Source organism: Microbacterium sp., assembly GCF_047606685.1.
Classification (GTDB): domain Bacteria; phylum Actinomycetota; class Actinomycetes; order Actinomycetales; family Microbacteriaceae; genus Microbacterium.
The window spans coordinates 20429-42045 of the sequence record NZ_JASGEC010000049.1 but is presented as its reverse complement, the minus strand read 5'-3'; the positions used below and the strand labels follow the sequence as shown (position 1 = coordinate 42045).

General features: G+C 70.8%; 15 protein-coding genes, 1 pseudogene and 1 riboswitch. Of the genes and pseudogenes, 3 read left to right on the top strand and 13 right to left on the bottom strand.

The genetic code is table 11. From position 1 onward, the window contains the following. Nucleotides 1-7 precede the first annotated feature (7 nt). From QM611_RS05360 to QM611_RS05340, 5 genes are all read right to left on the bottom strand, one after another. The gene (locus QM611_RS05360; RefSeq protein WP_415078871.1) at nt 8-3499 is read right to left on the bottom strand and encodes a hypothetical protein; all 3492 of its coding nucleotides are present in this window, start codon (nt 3497-3499) and stop codon (nt 8-10) included. Next, nucleotides 3496-5250, bottom strand: coding sequence for an alpha/beta fold hydrolase (locus tag QM611_RS05355; protein WP_415078870.1), 1755 nt, complete (start codon nt 5248-5250; stop codon nt 3496-3498). The genes QM611_RS05360 and QM611_RS05355 overlap by 4 nt, the downstream gene beginning before the upstream one ends. A 128-nt stretch (nt 5251-5378) precedes the next feature. Then, nucleotides 5379-5825 carry a hypothetical protein gene (locus QM611_RS05350; protein WP_415078869.1) on the bottom strand — a complete coding sequence of 149 codons (447 nt, stop codon included), beginning with the start codon at nt 5823-5825 and terminating at the stop codon, nt 5379-5381. Further along, nucleotides 5822-7870: a hypothetical protein gene (locus tag QM611_RS05345; RefSeq protein ID WP_415078868.1), complete on the bottom strand. Its 2049-nt coding sequence runs from the start codon at nt 7868-7870 to the stop codon at nt 5822-5824. Before QM611_RS05345 ends, QM611_RS05350 begins: the two co-directional genes overlap by 4 nt. Beyond that, a complete protein-coding gene (locus QM611_RS05340; RefSeq protein ID WP_415078867.1) occupies nt 7867-10575 on the bottom strand; it encodes a hypothetical protein in 2709 nt (902 codons plus the stop codon). Before QM611_RS05340 ends, QM611_RS05345 begins: the two co-directional genes overlap by 4 nt. A 625-nt stretch (nt 10576-11200) precedes the next feature. On the opposite strand from QM611_RS05340, the pseudogene QM611_RS05335 reads away from it, so the two are divergent. Next, nucleotides 11201-11347: pseudogene (locus QM611_RS05335) on the top strand (hypothetical protein); the annotation flags it as partial. Here QM611_RS05335 and QM611_RS05330 read toward each other — a convergent pair. After that, a complete protein-coding gene (locus tag QM611_RS05330) occupies nt 11284-11550 on the bottom strand; it encodes a hypothetical protein (protein ID WP_415078898.1) in 267 nt (88 codons plus the stop codon). The pseudogene QM611_RS05335 and the gene QM611_RS05330 overlap by 64 nt on opposite strands. 51 nt (nt 11551-11601) lie before the next feature. After that, complete coding sequence (locus QM611_RS05325) at nt 11602-12741, bottom strand: N-acetylglucosamine-6-phosphate deacetylase (protein WP_415078866.1); 1140 nt, start codon at nt 12739-12741, stop codon at nt 11602-11604. 97 nt (nt 12742-12838) lie between these two features. After that, nucleotides 12839-12921, top strand: a riboswitch (ZMP/ZTP riboswitch). Nucleotides 12922-12970: 49 nt separating this feature from the next. Between QM611_RS05325 and glyA the strand changes: the two genes are divergently transcribed. Next, nucleotides 12971-14245, top strand: a complete 1275-nt coding sequence (gene glyA / locus QM611_RS05320; RefSeq protein ID WP_415078865.1) for a serine hydroxymethyltransferase — start codon at nt 12971-12973, stop codon at nt 14243-14245. A 112-nt stretch (nt 14246-14357) separates the two neighbouring features. Further along, nucleotides 14358-15233: a bifunctional methylenetetrahydrofolate dehydrogenase/methenyltetrahydrofolate cyclohydrolase gene (locus tag QM611_RS05315; RefSeq protein ID WP_415078864.1), complete on the top strand. Its 876-nt coding sequence runs from the start codon at nt 14358-14360 to the stop codon at nt 15231-15233. A gap of 615 nt (nt 15234-15848) precedes the next feature. Here the strand turns inward: QM611_RS05315 and QM611_RS05310 are convergent. The 6 genes from QM611_RS05310 to QM611_RS05285 form a co-directional block, all read right to left on the bottom strand. Next, nucleotides 15849-16583: an amino acid ABC transporter ATP-binding protein gene (locus QM611_RS05310; protein ID WP_415078863.1), complete on the bottom strand. Its 735-nt coding sequence runs from the start codon at nt 16581-16583 to the stop codon at nt 15849-15851. Then, entirely contained in the window at nt 16580-17425 is an 846-nt protein-coding gene (locus tag QM611_RS05305; protein ID WP_415078862.1) for an amino acid ABC transporter permease, read from the bottom strand. The genes QM611_RS05310 and QM611_RS05305 overlap by 4 nt, the downstream gene beginning before the upstream one ends. 37 nt (nt 17426-17462) lie before the next feature. After that, a complete protein-coding gene (locus tag QM611_RS05300) occupies nt 17463-18320 on the bottom strand; it encodes an ABC transporter substrate-binding protein (protein ID WP_415078861.1) in 858 nt (285 codons plus the stop codon). A 103-nt stretch (nt 18321-18423) separates the two neighbouring features. Then, a complete protein-coding gene (locus QM611_RS05295) occupies nt 18424-18957 on the bottom strand; it encodes a hypothetical protein (RefSeq protein ID WP_415078860.1) in 534 nt (177 codons plus the stop codon). A 30-nt stretch (nt 18958-18987) separates the two neighbouring features. Then, complete coding sequence (locus QM611_RS05290) at nt 18988-20517, bottom strand: PucR family transcriptional regulator (protein ID WP_415078858.1); 1530 nt, start codon at nt 20515-20517, stop codon at nt 18988-18990. Further along, the gene (locus QM611_RS05285; RefSeq protein WP_415078857.1) at nt 20514-21530 is read right to left on the bottom strand and encodes a DUF917 family protein; all 1017 of its coding nucleotides are present in this window, start codon (nt 21528-21530) and stop codon (nt 20514-20516) included. The genes QM611_RS05290 and QM611_RS05285 overlap by 4 nt, the downstream gene beginning before the upstream one ends. Between the last annotated feature and the right edge of the window lie 87 nt (nt 21531-21617).

Below are 21617 nucleotides of genomic sequence, written 5' to 3'. Positions count from 1 at the left end.
GGAGCGGTTACTGGAACTGGAGGATCGGAGTCAGCTGCTCCTCCAGCTCGGCGGCTTGTTCGCTTGTCGCTCCCCACAGCTCGCGCCCGTCAGCGATCGCGCGTTCCGCGTAGGCCCTCGCCTGGTCGTTCTCATCGAGCGCGTGGTGAGCGCGCGCCAGCCAGCCGAGCGTGCCGATCGGATCCTCGTGCAGCCGACCTGACGCCTCGACTTCGTCTGCATAGATATCCTCGAGCAGCGGAACCGCCTGCCGCATGTCGCCCTCATCCCACACGCAGCCGAGGCGCTGCGTCAGGCAGGAGATGCAGGCTTCGTGGGCGCGTCCCAGCGCTTCGACAGCGCGGGCATGAGCTTCAGCCAGTATCTGCTGCGCCTCGTCATGCTGGCGGTTCTTCCAGAGGTAGCGGCCCAGCAGCGTTGCGCCGCGTACTGCACGCACTGCCGACGGATCGTCGGCCTCCACGCGCTCGCGTTGCCAGCGTCGACAGCGCTCGATTGCCGCCGGTAGGTCACCATCGCGGCTGAGCGCCGTCGCCTCACGACGACAGCACTGCCATCGCACGGCGTGCTCGCCTTCGACCGCTCGCGCGAACTCGGATGACTCCGGCCCGAACCTGACGCGATAATCTTCCACGACGCTGTGCTGCATTGCCATCGCCTCGTCGCCTCGCGCGGCGTCGAGCAATGCGAACAGTGCCCTGTCCAGAGTCCAGGGGATCGCAGCCTGGTCTCCCCGCAGGTTGAGCACTCGCACCCGTTCCTTGTAAGCCGCAACCGCGGCGTCGACGTCTCCTGTCCTCTCCGCGAGGTCGGCCTGGGTCAGCAGGATCTGTTCCTGGAGATGAAGGTCGCCGAAGAACTCCAGTTCCTCGGCTTCTGCGGCGATTCGCTTCACCGCGGTCCACGCCGCCGTGGTATCGCCGCTGTCCCTGACGTACCTGGCAAGCGTCAGACGAGGCCAGAACGTGCGGTCATCGTTCGCGCCGAACCACTGCTCGCACAACTCCACAGCGCGTGCCTGCTCGTTCTCTGCCTCTTCCCAGCGTTCGAGTGCTGCGAGCTGCTCGGCGAGCTTTGCTCTGAGCTCCAGCTCCTGGTTCCCATCGAATCCTTTCTCGATGCCGTGCTTCATCCAACGACCAAGCGCCGTGAGTGCGGCTTCATGCAGCTGCGGGGACGCATCGCGGTGTGCGAGCCCGGCGGCGGCGAGCGCGGCCACGTGAAGCGCATCCGACTCCAGGCTCTCGAATGCGTTCTGCTCGATGAGCTCGAGGGATTGCCGCGCGAGTTCGCCCGCTCGGTCGTACTCTCTGGCATCCAGCTCGGCGCGTCCCAGGGTCGTCAGGGTCTCGGCCTGCCCTTGGGGCTGCCCCAGGGCGGCGAACTCACTCAGGGCGAGGGCGCACCAGCGCCTCGCCAGAGGGGCATTCCCGTCTTCCACGGCGAACAGAGCCAGCCGCTGTGCTGTGTCCGCGGCATCCGCACGGCTGCCGTCGGCCACGCGCCGGCTGTGCTGCTCCTCGAGCACGCGCACGTGCTCGGCGCGTCCTTCGCTCGTCGAAGTCGGGACGATGTCCAACAGCACCGCGGCGGCGTAGTCTTTCACCTCGCCGTCCGACACCGACATCGCGCCCAGCTTCGCCGAGTCGGGCAAGTCGCGCGCCAGCACATCCCGAGCGAGCTTCGCGGCGTCCGCAGTGCGGCCCAAGAACCCGAGTTCCTCGGCTGTGAACGCGTCCGACCATGACATCGCGAGGGGGAGTTCGTGTCGGCGTGCGAGCTCGGATGCCGAGATCGCAGCATCCATGGCTGCCTGGTGCTGCTCCTTCTCCTGCTTGTCGTTCGCGAGCTGCCACAGCCTCATCAGCCGGGCCTGCACAGCGAACGGGATCGTCTCACTGCGGCGCTGCGTCGCGGGCGCGAACAGCGCCGAGGGCAGCATCAGCGCGAAGAGGTCATCCGGGTGCACCGTCTCCTGATCGAGTGCCGCCAGTGCTTGAGCCCGCAGTTCTGTCAGGGGCGTACCTTCCGGCGCGGGCGCAGCGGCGAGGGCCTCGCGGACCGCGCCCCGGGTTCCGCCGGCCGCCAGCGCCACGGCCGCCCGTCCGATCTGCACACGGGTCGTCGTCTCGGCATCCGGATCCGTGTGGGCTGCGTCGTCGAGGATGCTTTCGGCCAGCTCCGCGTTCTTCAGCTTCAGCGCCGCGAGCCGGGCCTGGGCGATGGGATCCTCGCTGAGCTCCATCAGCTGGGTCATGTTGTCGGCATCCTCGAACCGCATGCCCGAGGCCAGAGTTCCGAGCAGATGGGATTCGGCGGTCACGTATGACGCCCAGTCCCGACCGAACGACGAGTAGTGCACCAGGGTGCCTTCCGGCGTGTATCCCAGCGCAGGAACGGTGCGCAGCATGTCCGCTGCGTCGATCAGCACGTCCTGCGCGCGATTGGTCGCCGCGGTGATGCGTTCGTAGCGGACCCGAGTCCGTTCCGGTGTGTCAGGTGGCAGCAGCAGTAGCGTCTTGCCGAGCACGCCCATCTCGGCCAGCGTCGAGATCTCCCACCCCAGACCTTCGGTGACTCCGGCCACAAGGATGATGGCCTTGCATCGCGCCGCGGTGCTGCGGACCGCGCCCTGCCATGTCTCGTCCGTCCAATAGGTGCGCTCGGCTCCGAGTGTCGGGCGCTCTTCGCCCGGACGCCCGATTGCGATCACATGGCTGGCTGCGCGCACGGTCCACGCTTCGACGAGCTCTTCGAATCTCACTCGCTGCGGGATCAGGGGCAGATGCCAGCCGTGCGAGGCGACGGGGGCGTAGATCCGAACCGAGTCGTCGTCGAACGAGCGCAGATACAGGATCGCCCCGTCCGAGGTCTGCTCGGCGAACTCCGCCTGATGGCGGTCGCGGATGCGGCTCTCCAGCCAGCGTGCCGGCAGATGACACCGGTCGATCAGCACGCAGCCGAGTCCGATCAGTGCGAAACCGACGATCCAGGCGCCCGTCGGAAGGAGCAGACCGGCAACCCACAGGCAGGTGAGTGCCGCGGCCAGTACGACGCTCTTGACCAGCACTCCGCCGAGCAGCTGCGCCTTGTCGTTCTGGTACCTCCACTCGGTGCTCATGTCGTCGGCGAGGAACACCTGCACTTCGCCGAGGTAGCCGCCTGCCGCGACGATGAGCAGCAGCGCCGGTATCACCCACCACCAGCCCAGCAGGAAACCCAGCCAGGTCAGCGTGAGCACGGTGAGCACCTGGGCGCTGGCCCGCCAGGGGATCAGCCGTGAGCGAAGCGTCTCGATCATCGGTAGGCCCTCGAGATCCTGAACCCGGCCTCCTCGCTGCTCGAACTGCGCGAACCACGACCAGATGTCTTCGCCGGCGTCACGCCGTTCGCGATGATCTCTCGTGCCCGGATCGATGCGCGATCGATGCCTCACCAGCACGACGAGCACCGCGCCGGCGAGCACGAAGGCCAGCGAACCGAACAGGGTCTGGGTCATTGCAGCAGCTCCTTCAGCTCCTGGTCCGAAGCGTTCAATGACTTGAGCTTGTCGACAGCGGGCTCTGATGCCGTGAACTCGGCGGCGACCTGCCGGCCACCGGAGTTCATGTACGTCACCAGCACCTCGTTCTCGGTTCCGGCGATGCACACCTGCTTCGCGTCGCAGGCCAGCCAGTCGACCATGCCCATCTTCACGGTGCCCCACGCCGAGGCGGCTCCGAGCCAGATGTAGAACGCTCCGTTGCTGTCGTGCCGGTTCGTCGGCCAGCCGTACTTGGCCGCGAGGTTGCTCGATCCGCCGGCACCGGCGCCTGGGCCGGAACCGTCGTCGGTGCTGTTCACCTCGAGCAGGTACGCATTGCCGAGCACACCCACGGGCGTGCCCAGCGAGCATCCGACCGCTGCAGCTTCGCCCGACGACGGGCTTCCTGACGCTGCAGCCGTGATCGTCAGCTTCTTCACTCCGGACAGATCCAACTGCACGGGCATCGTGGAACGCCCGGTCAGATCGAACTCGGTCGTGCTGCCGTCGGCATCGAAGCTCCAGTGCGACACGAGCGTCGGGTCGCTGCCCAGCCGATTTCCCACGGTGGCTGTGAGCGACTGAAAAGTCCCGCCCAGATCGTACTCGTGGCTCACCGGCGCGTCCGCACGGCATCCGAGCGCCTGCGCCGTGGAGAAGGCATGCTCCTGCTGTCCGTCGCCGAACAAGGCATCCGTCTGACCGCCCGTGCCGTCGGCGTCCGCCGTCGTGATCTCGTACAGCCACCGACGGCGATCCAGTGCACGCTGCTCGGCCGGGCGCTCAGCGGCAGCGACCATCGCCCGCACGTAGTCGGCCGCCTTCTGCACCACCGGGGGATAGGTCAGCACGTTCAGGTGCGAGCACTGCGAGAACAGCGCCGTCACAGTGTACTCGAGCTGGATCGGCTCGAAGCGGCCGGTGCGGAACGAGTCCGCCACCCCGGGGTCGGTCACCGCGTGCAGCACGTCGTCGACTCCGGACAGCCCCACCGCCTTGGCCGCCGTCGCGAGCGCCGACTGGCTCTCGAGGCACGTGAAGTCCTGCGAACCGAACATCTGCGTGGTCGTGTACGCGCCCGGTCCGGAGTCGAAGTAGCCGGTCGATGACGACAGCGGCACGATCGCGTCGCCGAACACGGGGATCTGCGAATCCTTCAGCAGCCACTTCATGCCGAACATGCGATGCTCCAGCACGATCTGCGTGCCGATCGTCGCGATGCGCTGGTCGCCCTGGATGTACGGCGGCTTCAGGCATCCGGCGTCCACGCCCAGGCAGTGCGCGGCGTTCGAGCCTCCCAGCAGCGGGGGAGCCTCGGCGTCTCCCGCGACGGCCCCAGTGATCGCCTTGACGGTCTGCAGCAGCTCCGCCGCGCGATTGTCGCCCATCGGGGTGCCCTTGTGCGGGGTGGCGATCGTGACGATGCCGATCAGGGCGTCTGCGTTCCCGGCATCCGTGAGCACTTTCGCGGCCGCGCGCATCGCGATCCCGGCCATGGAATGTCCCACGGCGATCGCGCCGCGCGTGCCGCCCTGGTAGGCGTCGGCGGCGGTGCGCAGGTATTGCGCCAGGCAGTCGGCGATGCTCGTGCCCACCGGCCAGGTGGTCGACATGGTGCCGTAGTCGAAGCGGAGCACCTGGTAGGTGTCGCCCAGGGCCGACTGCAGGGCTCGGCTCGCGTTGTCGAGGCTCTTCGCGTTCGCCGTCCAGCCGTGCACGTAGACCACCGGACGTCGCGTGGTGGAGGAGGGGAGGGGATCGGATGCCGTGGAGCAGCCGAGCGGCGCCGGGGTCGACGCCGCCGCCGGTGCGGGCGCGAGCGCGGCGAAGGCGAGTGCGAACGCCGTGAGCAGGCTCAGGCCGGCTCGGCGTAGACGAGCAGCAGCCGATCGCCCTGATGCTGAAGTGCGATGCGCCATGCGTTCCCTCCCTTGTCGTGCGCGGTCTGTTCGAAGATGCCGGGGGCGACCTGTTTGGCGGCGGCGGAGTCGAAGGTGATGCCGAGGGCGGCGACGTTGGCGATGAACTCCGGGTCGATCGCCGACGCGTCGGCGTCGAGGTACGGCGCGACCTTCGACACGTCGCCGCTGTGCAGGGCCGACTGCAGCGTCTTGAGCTCCGCCTTCGACGGCGGCGCGTCTGCCGGTGTTTGGCTTGCGGTCGGCGTGCTCGCGGCGGATGCCGGGGGCTTCGCACCGTTGAGAGCGAGGGTGACCGCGATCACGACGATCGCGATCACGACCACCCCGCCGCCGACGATCAGCAGCAGGAGGGTGCGGCGCGACTGCCGACGCGCGGTCATGCGCCACCGCCCGAGGCCGGCTGCGCTCCGCCGGACAGCAGGTCTCTCAGCTCGGCGTCCAACGCGACCTCGGAGCGCCAGTCCTCGTCCAGCTCGACGGCCGCCATGCGCAGCGCAGCGAGGTAGGTGGCGTCGTCGGCTTTCTCGCCGCCGTAGAGCTTCCAGCCGTGCTCGGTGGAGCGCGCGGCGATGCGCAGGCCCTTGGGCGGATGGATCGTCGCGAGCTCGGTCATGGCGGGGTTCTTCGAGGCGTACTCCACGAACCTCGCCCACCGCTCGTCGCGTTCCTGCTCGGGGTACGGGCCGAGCACCAGGATCAGCCGGTCGTGCTGGATCACCTTGTCGAGCAGATCGAGCTCCCAGCCGAAGCCGTCCTTGGTGATCGATGGGGGCGTAGCCTGCACCACGACCGCGAGGGACTCCGCTGCGAGCTGCTCGATCGCGGGTCGCCATTCGTCGTCGGTGAACGTGCTCTTGGCCGCGCCCAGCTGCGGGAGCCGCGTGCCGGGCGGCGTGATCGCCACGACAGGACCGAACGCGCGCAGTCCGTGCGCGAGCACCTGCTCCAACGGCATCCGGCGCACCGGGGTGAACCCGAGCGGGAGCAGACTCGGGCGCAGCACACGCGTGGCCACCTTCGAGTGGTCCTCGTCGAACGAGCGCAGCAGCAGGATCGGCGGCCGAGGGTCGCTCTGCTGCTCCTCGTGAATCGAGGCCACTGCGAGCCGGTGCCCGAGACCGGTGAGCGCGATGAGGGCGATTCCCAGCGCGACCAGCAGGAGGAGCGCCCATACCAGGCCGTGCGCGGCGACCACGATGAACAGGAACAGCACGGTCTGCGGAAAGAACCGGTACGGCGGTTGGGTGGCGAGGTCGATCGCGTGCACCTGAATGTTCAGGTTGGGCGTGGCGACACCGACATAGCCACCGGTGAGCGTCGCGATCAGCAGCAGCGCCACGAACCCGAGGCCGACCCGCGTGGCCGTGACCAGTGCGCGACCGACAGCGGACGCCGTCGAGCCTCCGACGAGCTGAGTGCGATGGATGTCCAGTCGACGCAGGCGCTTCGCGCCAAGGGCCCACATCGGGATGCCCAGTATCAGCGCACCCCAGAGGATCGGGTCGCGCAGGTCGTCGGCGAAGCCCGTGATGCCCATGGCATTGATGAGTGCGATATCCGCGATGATGCGCACCGAGCACAGGATCGTCATGAACATGCCGGTTCCGCGGGAGATGCGGGCGAAGTTCGTGAACTCCGCCGAGGTGTCGGCATCGATCGCGTCCGCCGGGAGCCCCCTGATAGGGCGCGCCAGGCTGCGCTTCACGAGGATGCGCGGCACGATCAGCGCTGCGAGGACGATGACCGTGGCGACGAGGCTGAAGATCAGCACTCCGAGTGTGCCGGAGTCGCGCGCAGTCTGGCGATCGATGTCGACGGGCGGCAGAGCGTCTGCCAGCGACTGGGTGCGCTCGGCGTTCTCGGCATCGCACGCCTTCACATCACCCGCGCACTGCGTGCGCATCACGTACGCGAACTGCCCCGCCGACCAGGTGCGGAAGACGATCCCCTGCGTGCCCGTGGTGCGCACCTGCACGGGCTTGTCGAGGTTGGTCCTGATGTGCATGATGTGGTCGGAGTTCAGCGGCTTGCTCTGAGTGGCGGACGCCAAGGCGGACACACCGTTCGACGAGAACTGATCGACGCAGGCGGCGATGGCGATCTGGGTGCGCGGGACACCCGCGATGCTCCACGTGAACGTCTGCGCGGGCTGGCATGCCATCAGCGGCTGCGTGGCGACCTTTGGGCCGGAGAGCACGGCATCCGGGCTCGGCTGCCATTTTTTGACGGCGTCGAGCACGGGGGTCGCGTCGACATCCGCCGGGCTCGCCAACCGAGACCTCTCGTCCTCGACCTGATGCTTTGCGAGCGCGCCGTAGCTCAGGGCGATGAGCGCCAGGACGATGACGGTGAACACGACGGTGAGAAGGCGAGCGCCGAGCGGACGGCGCTGCGAATGCGCGGTGCTCCGGGCTGCTGCGCTCACCGTCGGGGCTCTTCCTCGGAACGGCGATACGACGCACGGAACTGAGCGTCCGGAACGGGCCAGCTGTTTCCGCGATCATCGGTGACGAGCCAGTCGCCGGCGCGGGCGTTCACGCTGCCCTCCAGCGACTCCACGACCTGCGGCGCGTCGAGCCGGCGGGCGCTGACGGATCCGTGGCGGCGGTGTAGCTGAGCATCGACCTGCTCGTACAGCTGGGGGAACTCGGATGCCGCCACCGTGCGCGCCGAGCCGTCGGGCGTCACCACCCACCAGTCGCCCGCCTCGCCGCGCAGGGTGTCGCCCGTGTCGGTCTGCCACTCGCGCGGCTCGGTGAGCAGCCACGCCCATGCCGTGCCGGTGCGGTCGTAGCGGTGCGGATGCTGCTCATCGAGGAGCGTCTGGGACGGCGCATCCGTCTGTTCCGCGGCATCCGCCGGCGCGACGAGCCACACACCATCGCGCTTCGGCGCGATGCCCCAGTGGTACAGGGCGCCCAGGATGTCTCGGACGCCATCGCGGTTGGTCTCATGCAGCTCTGTGATCACGGTCGTTCGCTGCTCGGGGGCCAGCTTCGTCAGGAGCTCGGGATGCTTGCCGGCGACCTCCCCTTCGTCCCAGCCGCGCAGGTACGGGCTGACCCGGCGCTCCTCCTCGCGCTTTCGTCTGCGGGCTTTGACAGACGCGGTCTCGCCCTCGGGAGGGATGAGGTCCAGCCCCGACCATCCGCTCGCCACGCGCAGCTGGACCCACCGCACATGCTCCTTCTCGGCGATGCGGTCCAGCTCGTCTGCGGTGATCGCGGCTGTCGGCGAACCACCGACGACGGGAGCCCACTCCGCGTGCAGCAGTGCGGGAGCGACCTGCAGGATGTTGCGCAGCTGGCGCAGGTTGTCCTCCCGGTAGAACTCGGGGAGGCGGTCGCCCGGCGGATCGGTCGGCGAACCCCAGCGGCGCTGGGCCGCGCGGTCGCCGGGGGATCGCCAGCGGGCGTGCTGCAGGCGGGCGAGCGAGGTCCAGGAATCCTCGGGTGCGCCGCCGTTGCTGAGCAGCGTGGGGCCGAATCGCACCACGCCGGTGGCGGAGTCGAGATCGCTGAGGCCACCGGCATCCGGGTCGGGAGCGAACACCAGCAGCCGTGGATGCAGGCGAGTCACCCGCGATGCGCGCACCAGCGTATCGGGACTCGGGTCGGTGACGATCAGCGCGTCGGCGGATGCTGCGAACTGATCGGCCACGAGCTCCCAGTCGCCCTCCTGCGCCTCGACCACGACCGGGGTGATCGTGGCATCGGCGGGGGAGCGTCGTACCGACCACCCCCTCACCACCCGCTCGGCACGCGGCCCGCACACGGTGACCCGCTGGAGGTGGCGAGGGCGGTCGAGTGTGGCGGCCTTCCAGTCCCGCCACAGCAGCCGATCGAGCACGGCGACGGTCAGGGGAGTGTCGCCGGCGACCAGGAGGTGTGTGGGCGGAGGAGCCTCCTCCGTCAGCAGCCGGGCGACCAGCGCGCCGGCCAGCAGATCGTCCACGCTGATGGCGTCCTCGAACCACGCATCTTTCGTGATGTGGCGCAGCCGCCAGTCGCGAGCCTCACGCGGGTCGTCGAGCCTGGCGATCAGCCGGGACACCAGCGGCACCTCGCCGCCCGCCGTGAAGAAGTCGCCGACGGCGTTCAGCGCTCGCCGCACGATCAGCGCGATCCCGGCGAGGTCGTGCGCCTTCTTCTGCGCAGTCTCGAGCATCTGGTGGGCGGCATCCAGCACGGCGAGGTTCTGCTGCTGGTCGGCGGAGACCGCGTACAGCCGGCGTACGCTCGACCGGGTGCCCCAGCGCGTCGTGAGGATCGGCCGCAGCATCAGGGCGTTCGTAGGGTCGCCCGTCAGCACGCACGCCCCTGCCTCGACGGCTTCGCTCGCCAGGGGGTCGTCGCGCTGCGGGTGGATGACCACGACCCGGGTGCGCGGCGCACGGCCGAACCTTTCGTGCGGACGGCGCGTGAACCAGTGGTCGGGCTCGTGGCGTCGCCGCGCCTCCACGATCAGCGCGCGTACGAGCGGCATCGACAGCGCGTCCAGGCCGGTGACGATGTCGACGTCCGGGGAGAGGCGGGCCTGCAGCTGCGAGAACTGCTCCCGCGAGACCACCAGCAGTACCGTCACCGCGCCGATGAAGGTCGCCACGATCGCGCCGAATCGCGCCAGCGTGAGCGCGAGCGGTATCGCCCCCGTGCACTGTTCGAGCACCGCACCCGGGCCGATGGCACTGGTCTCGAGGTTGCCGACGAACAGCAGGATGGTCCACGTCAGAGAGCGGACTGCGGGCAGTTCGCCGCGCGCGCAGGGTGCGAAGGCGCTGACACCGAGCACAGCGGATGCTGACGCCAGCCCTACGATGATGCTGAGGATGGATGCAGGGGCGCTGCCCGATCTCGATCGCCAGAAGCGGCGGCGGCGCGGACCCCAGTGCGCGGTGTAAGCGACGGCCATGCACAGCAGCAGCGTGGCCGCGTACCACCCGTTGCCGGGGTACGGCATCCACCATGGGCCGGGGTCGGCGAGTGCCCAGGGGGCGCGCGACCAGGCGCCGACTGCCGCGGTCAGGATCAGCGCGACGGCTGCGATGCCGGCGACAATGCTGAGCCGTGTCACCCAGACCGCACGTCGACCGCCTTCGGCTGTGTCGATGGCGTCGCCTGCTGTCCCCATGTGCGGTCTCCTGTGAGCCGTCGACCAGCGACGCGCCCTTCCCTGTACAGCGACTCCCAGCGCCGCCGTGATCTGGTTGAACTCTATGGGGACACGGACGTCGTGCGGAAGAGTTGAGGCGCCGGGAGTCCCGCTTTGCCGTCTGGGGTCTCAACCTTGATCTACCGGTCGGGTTCTGAGAGTCTGCGATTCTCGGGTCGGTCAGGGGATCGCTGGTGCGGGCGTGGCTGAGGCCCAGTCCTGGGCGGGCTCTTCCACTCGGTCTCCTGGTGTGGCCCGTCAGGGCGATTCGGTAGGGGCGTTATCGGTCAGGGACTCGGGGAGGTGTTCCAGAGCTTGGCCCACTCGGTTTGCCTTCGAGCGACCCGGGTTCGGGTCGCTCGCGGAAGGTGCGACGCAGAGACAGGCGGGGTGTGGGCCTCGGCATCGGGATACTCCAAAAGAGCATCGATCCCGACGAACTACAGAGTCAATGGCAACCGGCCATCCTATGCGTACGACATCGGCCGCAATAGAAGCCTGAGAATCCGCGGATCTCGATCACAAGATCAGCGGCACGCACTACAAGATCAATGTCGTCGGACAAGGCCCGTTCGGGCAGGCCCGGGCGGGGCAGGGCGGGGAGGTGCTGGACGGGGAGGTGGCCGGGCGCGGGTTCCTGCGCGCCCCGGCTGATGCGACGGGGCTCGCCTTGTTGGGGGCGAGGTTCTACGACCCGGGCACGGGAACGTTCCTCAGTGTGGACCCGGAGCTGGACGCGGGCAACCCGGCGCAGTTCAACGCGTACGTGTACTCCGGGAACAACCCGGCGACCTGGTCCGATGCCACTGGCAGGTTGTGGGTGTACCGGCCGGACGGGCTGCGCGGCATCCCGCCCGCGAACGCCGGGTCCCCGTCCGGCGGCGCGGCCGGCCACCACGCGTACGTGCCGTACACGGCGATGTCGCCGCAGCAGTGGGCGGCGTGGCGCGGCATGGTGGGGCCGGTGGCGGGGGTCCTCCACGATCGTCCCACACGCCCGTCGGGTCAGGGGAGCGGCCGCACACGCTCGCCCGCGCACCACACCGCCCGCACCGCGAGCTCCGCGTCAAGCAGCACGGCGTCGGCGAGAAAGCCTGCGTGCAACGACCCGAGCGCGGACTCGCCGATCGCCCTCGCGGGCGTGGCTGTCAGAGCGGCGACCGCGTCGGCGAGGGGCACGCCCGCGCCCACCGCAACGCGCAGCGCGGCGTCCTGAGTGAGGGTCGACCCGGCGATCGTGCCGTCGGTCGCCAGGCGCGCCACGCCGTCCACGACGTCGACCGCCCGCGCGCCGAGGCTGTAGCGGCCGTCGCCGTCGCCGGCGGCTGCCATCGCGTCGGTCACCAGCGCGACGCGGCCGGGCGCCGCGGCGAACGCGATCCGCACCATCGCAGGGTGCAGGTGCACGACGTCCGCGATGACCTCGAGCGTGACCCGCGGGTCGGCCACCGCCGCGGCCACCGGGCCGGGGCGGCGGTGGTGCAGGCCCGGCATCGCGTTGAAGGCGTGCGTCAGCACCGTCGCGCCCGCGTCGAACGCGGCGGCCGCCGTGGCGGCGTCGGCGCCCGTGTGCCCTACGGCGGCGACCGCGCCCGCCGCCACGATGCGCGCGATCGCGTCGAGCCCGCCGGGCAGCTCGGGCGCGAGCGTCAGTTGGCGCACGGCGCCGGCCGCGAGCAGCCGCTCCACCGCCGCGGGCGTGGGGAGCGCGAGCAGGGCGGCGTCGTGCGCGCCCTTGTGCGCGGGGTCGAGGAACGGCCCCTCCAGGTGCGAGCCGAGGATGTCGGCGTCGGACGCGGCGAGCTCGGCGATCATCGCCACGCGAGCGGCGAGGTCGTCCAGCGGCGCGGCGACGAGCGAGAGCACCGCGCGGGTCGTGCCGTGCGCGCGGTGCACGGCACGGGCGGCGCGGATGGCGGCGGGCCCGTCGTCGTACGCGGCGCCCCCGCCGCCGTGGCCGTGCAGGTCGATGAAGCCCGGCGTGAGAAACCCGCCTCTGGCGTCGACGGCCTCGTCTGCGGGGCGGGCGCGCCATCCATCCCCCGTGCCGGCCTCGGCAACCCGGCCGCCGTCGAAGCGCACCCACGCGTCGTCGGTCACGCGGCCGTCGTCGACGAGGCGCGCCGAATGGATGACGGTGCGCATCACGCCCGCCCGATCGACGCCAGGGCGGGAGCGAGAGCGGGCACGTAAGGAACCTAACAAAACGGCGGGGCAGGGCCCGCGGCAGAGTCCGTTATGCTCGGGATGTCGCGACTGGCGTTGAGGTGGACACCACCGGGGAGCGACCGACACGGCATTCGACCGCACGCCTGGGCCGGGTTTCGAAACCCGCATCGCGGGCTGCCCACCAGCCGTCGTCAAGGAGAACGTCATGACCGACCCGCTCTTCAACGCCCCGCTCGCCGAGGTCGACCCCGAGATCCAGCAGGTGCTCGACCGCGAGCTGGAGCGACAGCGCGGCTTCCTCGAGATGATCGCGTCCGAGAACTTCGTGCCCGTCTCGGTGCTGCAGTCGCAGGGCTCGGTGCTCACCAACAAGTACGCCGAGGGCTACCCCGGGCGCCGCTACTACGGCGGCTGCGAGGAGGTCGACGTCGCCGAGGAGCTCGCGATCGCGCGCGCGAAGGAGCTGTTCGGGGCCGAGTTCGCCAACGTGCAGCCGCACTCCGGCGCGACGGCGAACGCCGCCGTGCTGCACGCGATCGCGCGCCCGGGCGACACGATCCTCGGCCTGTCGCTGGACCAGGGCGGGCACCTCACGCACGGCATGAGGATCAACTTCTCGGGCCGGCTGTACGACATCGTCGCGTACGGCGTCGACCCCGAGACATCCCTCATCGACATGGACGAGGTCGCACGGCTCGCTCGCGAGCACCAGCCGAAGGTCATCATCGCGGGCTGGTCGGCCTACCCCCGGCAGCTCGACTTCGCGCGCTTCCGCGCGATCGCCGACGAGGTCGGCGCGTACCTGTGGGTTGACATGGCCCACTTCGCGGGGCTCGTGGCGGCGGGGCTCCACCCGTCGCCCGTGCCGCACGCGCACGTGGTCTCCTCGACCGTGCACAAGACGATCGGCGGCCCACGCTCGGGATTCATCCTGACGAACGACCCCGACGTGGCCAAGAAGGTCAACACGGCGGTGTTCCCCGGTCAGCAGGGCGGCCCGCTCATGCACGTCATCGCGGCGAAGGCGACGGCGTTCAAGCTCGCCGGCACCCCTGCGTTCCGCGAGCGCCAAGAGCGCACCGTGCGCGGCGCGTCGATCATCGCCGAGCGCCTGTCGCGGCCGGATGTGGCAGCCGCCGGGATCTCGGTGCGCTCGGGCGGCACCGACGTGCACCTCGTGCTCGTCGACCTGCGGGATGCCGCGATCGACGGCAAGCAGGCCGAGGACCTGCTGCACGACATCCGCATCACCGTCAACCGCAACGCCGTGCCCAACGACCCGCGGCCGCCGATGGTCACGTCGGGGCTGCGCATCGGCACGCCGGCGCTCGCCACGCGCGGCTTCGGCGACGCCGAGTTCACCGAGGTCGCCGACATCATCGCCCTCGCTTTGCAGCCCGGGGCCGACGTCGAGGCGCTGCGCGCCCGCGTCGCCGCGCTGGCCGACGCGTTCCCGCTCTACCCCGCCCTGCAGCAGTAGCCCCCCGCCCCCGACCGCGAGAGAACAGCTGGTCGCCGAGGGGTAGGGAAGCCCCCGTGCTCTCGGCGACCAGGTGTACTCTCGCGGGGCTGAACAGACAGGAGGAGCCGCCATGACGGCACTCAAGCTCGACGGCGTCGCCACCGCGGCGGCGATCAAGGCGGAGCTGGCCGAGCGCGTCGCGGCGCTGAAGGCCGCCGGGGTCGTCCCCGGCATCGCCACCGTGCTCGTCGGCGCCGACCCCGCGTCGCAGCTGTACGTGGGGATGAAGCACCGGCAGTCCGAGGCCATCGGGATGAACTCGATCCAGGTCGAGCTGCCCGAGGATGCCACGCAGTCCGACGTCGAGGCCGCGATCGACGCGTTGAACGCCGACCCGTCGTGCCACGGGTACATCGTGCAGCTGCCGCTTCCCGCGCACCTCGACACCGATGCCATCCTGGAGCGCATCGACCCGGCCAAAGACGCCGACGGCCTGCATCCGGTGAACCTCGGCCGGCTCGTGCTCAACGTCAACGCGCCAATAGACACCCCGCTGCCGTGCACGCCGCGGGCCGTGATCGAGCTGCTGCAGCGCAACGACGTCGACCTGGAGGGCAGGCACGTCGTCGTGGTGGGCCGCGGCGTCACGATCGGTCGGTCGATCGGGCTGCTGCTGACCCGCCGTGCGGTCAACGCCACCGTGACGCTGACGCACACCGGCACGGTCGACCTGCCGTCCCACTTGCGGCAGGCGGATGTCATCGTCGCGGCCGCGGGCGTGAAGCACCTGGTGCGGGCGTCGGACGTGAAGCCCGGCGCCGCGGTGCTCGACGTGGGAGTGACGCGCGAGACGGTGGACGGCAAGTCGCGCGTGTTCGGGGACGTCGCGCCCGGCGTCGAGGACGTGGCGGGATGGCTGTCGCCCAACCCCGGCGGCGTCGGCCCGATGACGGTGGCGCTCCTCATGACGAACGTGGTCGAGGCCGCGGAGCGCTCGGTGCGCTGAGTGCGCTCGGTGCGCTGACCCGGGGCCCGCGCCGCGCGCTGGCACCCGTGGCGCCCGCCGGACGCGCCGGCACCCGTGGGACGCGCCGGTACCCGTGGCACGCGTGGGACGCGCTGGTACCCGTGGCACGCGTGGGACGCGCCGGCACCCGACGTCTACGCCGAAACCCGCTTCGCGCGCCGAAACCTGCCGCGCCAATCGGGACTCGCGCACGGCAGCGAGACCCGCCATCCATCGTGAGACCCATACCGCCAGAGTGGGTGTCGCTCGGAGCGCTGCGTCTCGACCTGCCTGGTGGGTCTCGACGCGAGCGGTGGGTTTCGGCGCGAGGGCCGGGCTTCGGTGTGGGCAGTGGGTTTCGAGCACGTCCTTCGCCCGAGACCCGCTTGCCGTGCCGAGACCCATGCCGCCGGGGTGGGTTTCGGTGTGGCGGGTGGGTTTCGACGCGAGCGGTGGGTTTCGACGCGAGCGGTGGGTTTCGGCGTGCCCGGCGTGCCCGGCGTGCCCGGTGTGCCCGGTGTGCCCGTCGTGCCGGGCGTGCCCGGAGCGGATCTCGACGCGATCGGTGGGTTTCGGCGGGCGCGGCGGGTGTGAGACGCGACGCACCCGGACGACTCAGGCCGTGAAGCGCGCGAGGAACTCCCGCGTGCGGGGCTCGCGCGCGGCGCCGAAGAGCGCGGCGGGCGGCCCCTGCTCGACGATCGCGCCGGCGTCGAGGAACACGACGCGGTCGGCGACATCCCGCGCGAACGCCATCTCGTGCGTCGCCATGAGGATCGTCGCGCCGTCGGCGGCGAGCTCGCGCACGAGCTCGAGCACTTCGCCCACCAGCTCGGGGTCCAGCGCCGACGTGATCTCGTCGAGCAGCAGCACCTCCGGATCGGTGGCGATCGCGCGCACGATCGCGGTGCGCTGCTGCTGCCCGCCCGAGAGCCGGTCGGGGTGCTCGCGCGCCTTGTCGGCCAGTCCGATGCGGCCCAGCAGCGCCATCGCGCGCTCCTCCGCGGCGGCGCGCGGCATCCCGTGCACGACGCGCGCCGCGAGCGTGACGTTGTCGAGCACCGACAGGTGCGGGAACAGATTGTAGGCCTGGAAGACCGCCCCGAACCGGGCGCGCACCCGGTTGGCGTCCACGCGCGGGTCGGAGATGTCCTCGTCGCCGAGGAAGATCTGCCCGTCGTCGATGGGCTCCAGCAGGTTCAGGCAGCGCAGCAGCGTCGACTTGCCCGACCCGCTCGCGCCGATGAGCGCGACGACCTCGTGCGCGTCGAGCGACACGTCGACTCCGCGCAGCACCTCGCGGTCGCCGAAGGATTTGACCAGGCCCGTGGCCCGCAGCAGCGCGGTCACACGATCGCCCCCATCTGCTCGCGCCGCATGAGCCGCGCGGTGTACCAGTCGGTGAGGCGGATGGTCGGGATCGCCAGCAGGATGAACAGGATGCCGGCGACCACGTACGGCGTGAAGTTGTAGGCGAGGGATGCCTCTTTGCTCGCCTGGAGGAGGGCGTCGGCGGCCCCGAGGATGGAGATCAGCCCGACATCCTTCTGCATCGCCACGAAGTCGTTCATGAGCGGCGGCGCCACCTTGCGGACGGCCTGCGGCAGCACAACGCGGCGCAGGGTTTGCAGGTGGCCGAGGCCGAGCGCCCGCGCGGCGAGCCGCTGCGAGGGGTGCACCGCCTCGATGCCGGCCCGCAGCACTTCGGCGACGTACGCCGAGTAGGTGAGCGTGATGGCGATGGTGCCCAGCACGATCGGGTCGAATCGGGTGTTGGTGACGGTCGGCAGCCCGAATCCGATCACGTACAGCACGATGACGAACGGCAGCCCGCGGAAGATGTCGGTGTAGCCCGCCGCCAGCACGCGCAGCGGGAAGAAGACCGGGCCGGGCAGCGTGCGCAGCAACGCGATCGCGAGCGCGAACGCGCCGACGGTGACCACCGAGAGTGCGAGCACCTTGAGGTTCAGCAGGAAGCCGTCCCACACGCGCGGCAGTGAGCGCCAGGCGATCTGCGGATTGAAGAAGAACTGCTGCACGGCGGCCCAGCCCGGCGTGTTGACGACCGTTGCCCACACGATGACGGCGAACACGAGCGTCGAGGCGATCGCGATCCACACCGAGCGCCGCGACTGGCGCGCGCGGAAGGCGCGACGCTCGAGCTCGAGCTCGCTCGGCTGAAGGGATGTCACGGCACGACCGTATCCGACGGCGCCGGCGCGGTCGGCGTCACTGCAGCAGCGGAACGCCCTCGTGCAGCACGCCGAGCCACTCCTCGGTGAGCTGGTCCAGCGTGCCGTCCTCGCGCAACTCGTCGACGGCAGCCGTCACCGACGCGGTGAGCGGGGAGTCCTTGGGCAGTAGGATGCCCCACTGGTCGGGCACGCCGCCGGCCGGCAGCTCGCCGACGGTGAACGAGTTGTCGATGTAGGCGGTGGTCGCCGCGTACGCGGTGGGCAGGTCGATCACGAGCGCGTCGATCTGGTTGGCGTTGAGGGCGGCCACGGCATCCTCGTTCGACCCGTACAGTCCCGGCTCGACGCTCGGCTGCACGACCTCCTCGATGGTCTGCGCGCTCGTGGAGCCGGCCATCGCGCCGAGCTTCAGCTTCTTCAACCCGTCGATCGAGTCGACACCCTCGGCCGCGCTGCCCTTGAGGGCGACAACGGCCTGGCTCGCCGAGTAGTACGGCGACGAGAAGTCGACCGCCTGCTTGCGCTCGTCGGTGATCGTGTACTGCTGCAGGTTGATGTCGAAGCTCTTCGGGCCGGGCGCGATCGCCGCCTCGAAGCTCGTGCGCACCCACACGACGTCTTCCGCCGCGAAGCCCAGCTTGTCGGCCACGGCGTAGGCGAGCGCGGCCTCGAAGCCCTCGCCCGACTCCGGCTTGTCGTTGATGACGTACGGCTCGTAGGCGATGTCGCCGGTGGCGACCGTGAGCTTGCCCGGCGTGACGTAGTCTTCGGCGGCGGGAGTGGAGCTGTCGCTGGACGCGGGCGCGCCGCTCTGGGCGCAGCCGGTGAGTGTGAGAGCGAGAGCGGCGGCCGCGACAGCGGCGAGGCGGAGGGCAGGGCGGGACAGGGACATGAGTCCTCCGAGGGAGGTGGATGGCGGGTGGGGGCGGCATCCATTCTCCCGCGTCCGCCGTCTCGAAAACCGTGCCGGCGACGGTTTGTTACACGGTTGTGGCTCAGCCGAGGTCGTCGAGCATCTTGCGCTGCTCGTCGGTGAGCCCGTCGTCCAGCTCGCGCGGCCGGCCGGGGGGAGCGGGCGTGCCGGCCGCTGCGCTGCGGCTGGCGATGTTGTCGTACAGCGCGCCGGCGCGCGCCTCGACGCGGTCGTCGATGACGTCGTAGACCGCCCAGCCGACGAGGAGGATGACAGGTGGAAGCACATACCCCCAGAACCAGCCCAGCGGGGTGCCTCCGACCCGCACGCCGGTGAGCAGCACGGTCGCGATCCACACCGCAAGGGCCACGGCCAGGGCGAGCAGCAGCTCGACGAGCTTCTCGCCCGCTTTCGTGCGCTGCGACGCGGACTTCGCCGCCATCGAGGCGAACCACGCGGCGATGAGCGGCTTCACGCAGACCACGAGGACCGTCAACACAACCCCCGCCCACAGCGCGGCCCAGCCGACCCGGGCCGGTGTGAGCCAGCCGATGAGCAGCAGGACGACGACGTTGAACACCAGCAGCGACGCGAAACGCACGACCCACTTCTTCATATCCTCAGGGTACGTCCCAGCCCGCAAGCGTCACGAGCCTGTGCGCGGCCGCTCGGGCGTGGGCGGAGCATCGCGGAGCGCGCGGACGGCGAGGTGCAGCGCGAGACGCGTGTCGGGGTCGTCGAGAGCGACCCCCAGAGCCTCCTCGATCCGCCGCATCCGCGCGGCGAGCGTGTTGCGGTGCACGCCGAGTGCCGCGCTCGCGCGCACCGACGACGACTCGTGGTCGAGGAACGCTTGGAGCGTGCGCCGGTCGACGTCGCCGAGCGGGGCGAAGAGGGATGCGGCGGTGGGCCGGAATGTGGCCGAGCGCGTCCAGGCCAGGAGCAGCTGCTCGAGCCCGAACCGGTCGATCTGCACGAACCAGTCGGACTCTTCCCGACCGAGCGCGAGCTGCGCGGCGTCGTGCGCTTCGCCGATCGACCGCGCGAGGCCGGCGGCGCCGCTGGCGAGCGTGCCCACGCCGGTCGCGATCGGCAGGTGGGCGCGAACGGTGTTGTGAAGGTGGCGCACGCGCCCCACGACGCGCTGCAACTCCGCCGGCGTCGGCTGCTCGGCGAACGTCAGCCATCCCGTGACGCCGGCGCCGCGCACGGTTGCCGACGCGTCGCCGCTCAGGGCGGGAAGCTCGGAGTTGACGGCGCGCAGGATGTCGAGCGGGTCGACATACGTGCGACCGGTGAGGCGGAAGGCGGCGTGCCATCCCGTCGCCCGCCACCCGAGCTCGAGCATGCGCTGCTCGAGCTCGGCCGTCATGACGGGCTGTTCGAGGAAGTCGCCGAGCAGCGACGACGAACGAGACGCGTCGCCGATTTCGTTGACCTGGTCGATGAGGATGCGCGCGGCGACGGCGGGCATCGCGACCTCCACCGCCACTCCCAGCGCACGCAGTTGCGTGTCGCTCATCGGGCCGCCGTGGACCACGAGCCGGACGCCGGGCCGCGTCGGGCTGTGGACGGCGACAGACGCCACCGAGCCCTCTGGACCGCTCGCGAGGTCGATCCACTCCTTCGTCGAGTCGATCAGTGACAGCAGCCCAGGGCCAGGGAGGGGGCCGCCGCTGGCGAGCACGCCGTCGCGGTCGACGAGGGCGACTCCGTGGCCGAGATTGGCGGCCAAGTGGCGGAGCAGGTCTGAGATCGTCTCCGCCTGGTAGCCGATCGACAGGGCGACCCGGCGGACGAGGCCGAGCGCGACGGCATCCCTTCCCTCGACAAGCTGCCACAGGGCGGCCGCGAGGCGCGTGGGCCTGGTCGAGCGCAGCAAGGTCATGCCGAGGCGCGCTGCCAGCGCGCGATTGCTGTCGCCGATGGGCGCCGTGGCGGGAAAGGCGAGCCCGGTGACTCCGAGATCGGAGACGCGGCGGATGAGCGCGTCGACGGCCCACGGCGTCGTCGGCTCGGGTGCGAGCAAGAGCGCGAACCCCGACGACGATGCGCGCAGCCCGCTCTCGTCGAGCTCGACTTGGACGTCGCGCCACACCGTCGCGCCGCGCTCGAGCACGTCGACGTCCGCTGCGTCGGGGTGGGCGAGGATGCCGTCGAGCGAGAGCTCGCTCACGGCGCGACCGCCTCGAGCGCGTCCAGGCCGGCCCGCTCGACGCGGTGCGCCGCCGCGCGCCACCACGGATGAGCGTCGATGGCGACGAGGGCGACGACCTGCCCGACACGCAGCGCGGGCAGTTGCAGGGGCCGGCCGCGCCACACGTCGATCACCGCGACGATGTCAGCGCCGCCGGCCACGCGGGCGCCGTTCCAGAAGCACGCGTTGAACTCGGACGCGCCGACCAGCCGCACGACGTCGCCGTCCGGTCCGCGCAGCTGCACATCGACGATCGCGGCGGCGGCCGGATGCACGTCGATGGCCACGATGCGCGCCGTGCCGAGCCAGCGGCCCTCGCCCTCGACGGCCGCGGGGCGCGGACCGTGGCGCTCGAGGGCGCGGCCGAGGCGGAGCGCCCGGGCGAGGGTGCCGCCCAGGCCGTGGACGGCGAGGTCGCCCACGCGGAACCCCCCGACCACGAGCACCGCCCACCCGCCGGCGCTCAGGATGGCCTGCCGAACGACGACTTCCGCGTCCGCGGGGCGCGCGCCGTCCAGCATCGCGACGCCTCCGGAGCCCGTGGCGAGCGCGAGCACGAGGTCGGGCACGTCGTCGAGGTAGAGCGAGAACTGGTCGATGCGGGGGAGCGCGCGGCCCATCAGGTCGGCGTCGACGGCGTGCCGAGCGCCCGCGAACGCCGGAACTATGAGGCCGTTGAGCCCGGCGTGCTCCACGCCGCACATCGCGGCGGCCGGGGCGCCGAGCCAGCGCTCGACGGCTTCGATCGCCGCGTCGGCCGCGTCGTCGGCGGGCAGGCGCTCGCCGAGCAGGATGGTGGAGCCGACGATCCCCACCGCCAGGCAGGAGAGGCCGGGATCGAGCTCGCCGACGTCGACGAGCTCGATCGGCAGCTCGGTGTTCGCGCGCAGCAGGCGCCCGAACACCTCGGTCTCGCCGCCGCCTCCGCCGCCGAGGAGCGCGAGCCCGAGCTCGAGCGCGTCGAGGTCGTCGCGCTCGAGGGTCCAGGCCATGTGCTCACCCTACGCGCCGGGGCGCGGCATCCCCGCCTCCGTTCCCTGCCCACCCCGGCCGCTGCTTCGTCTCCGCCGAACCGTGGC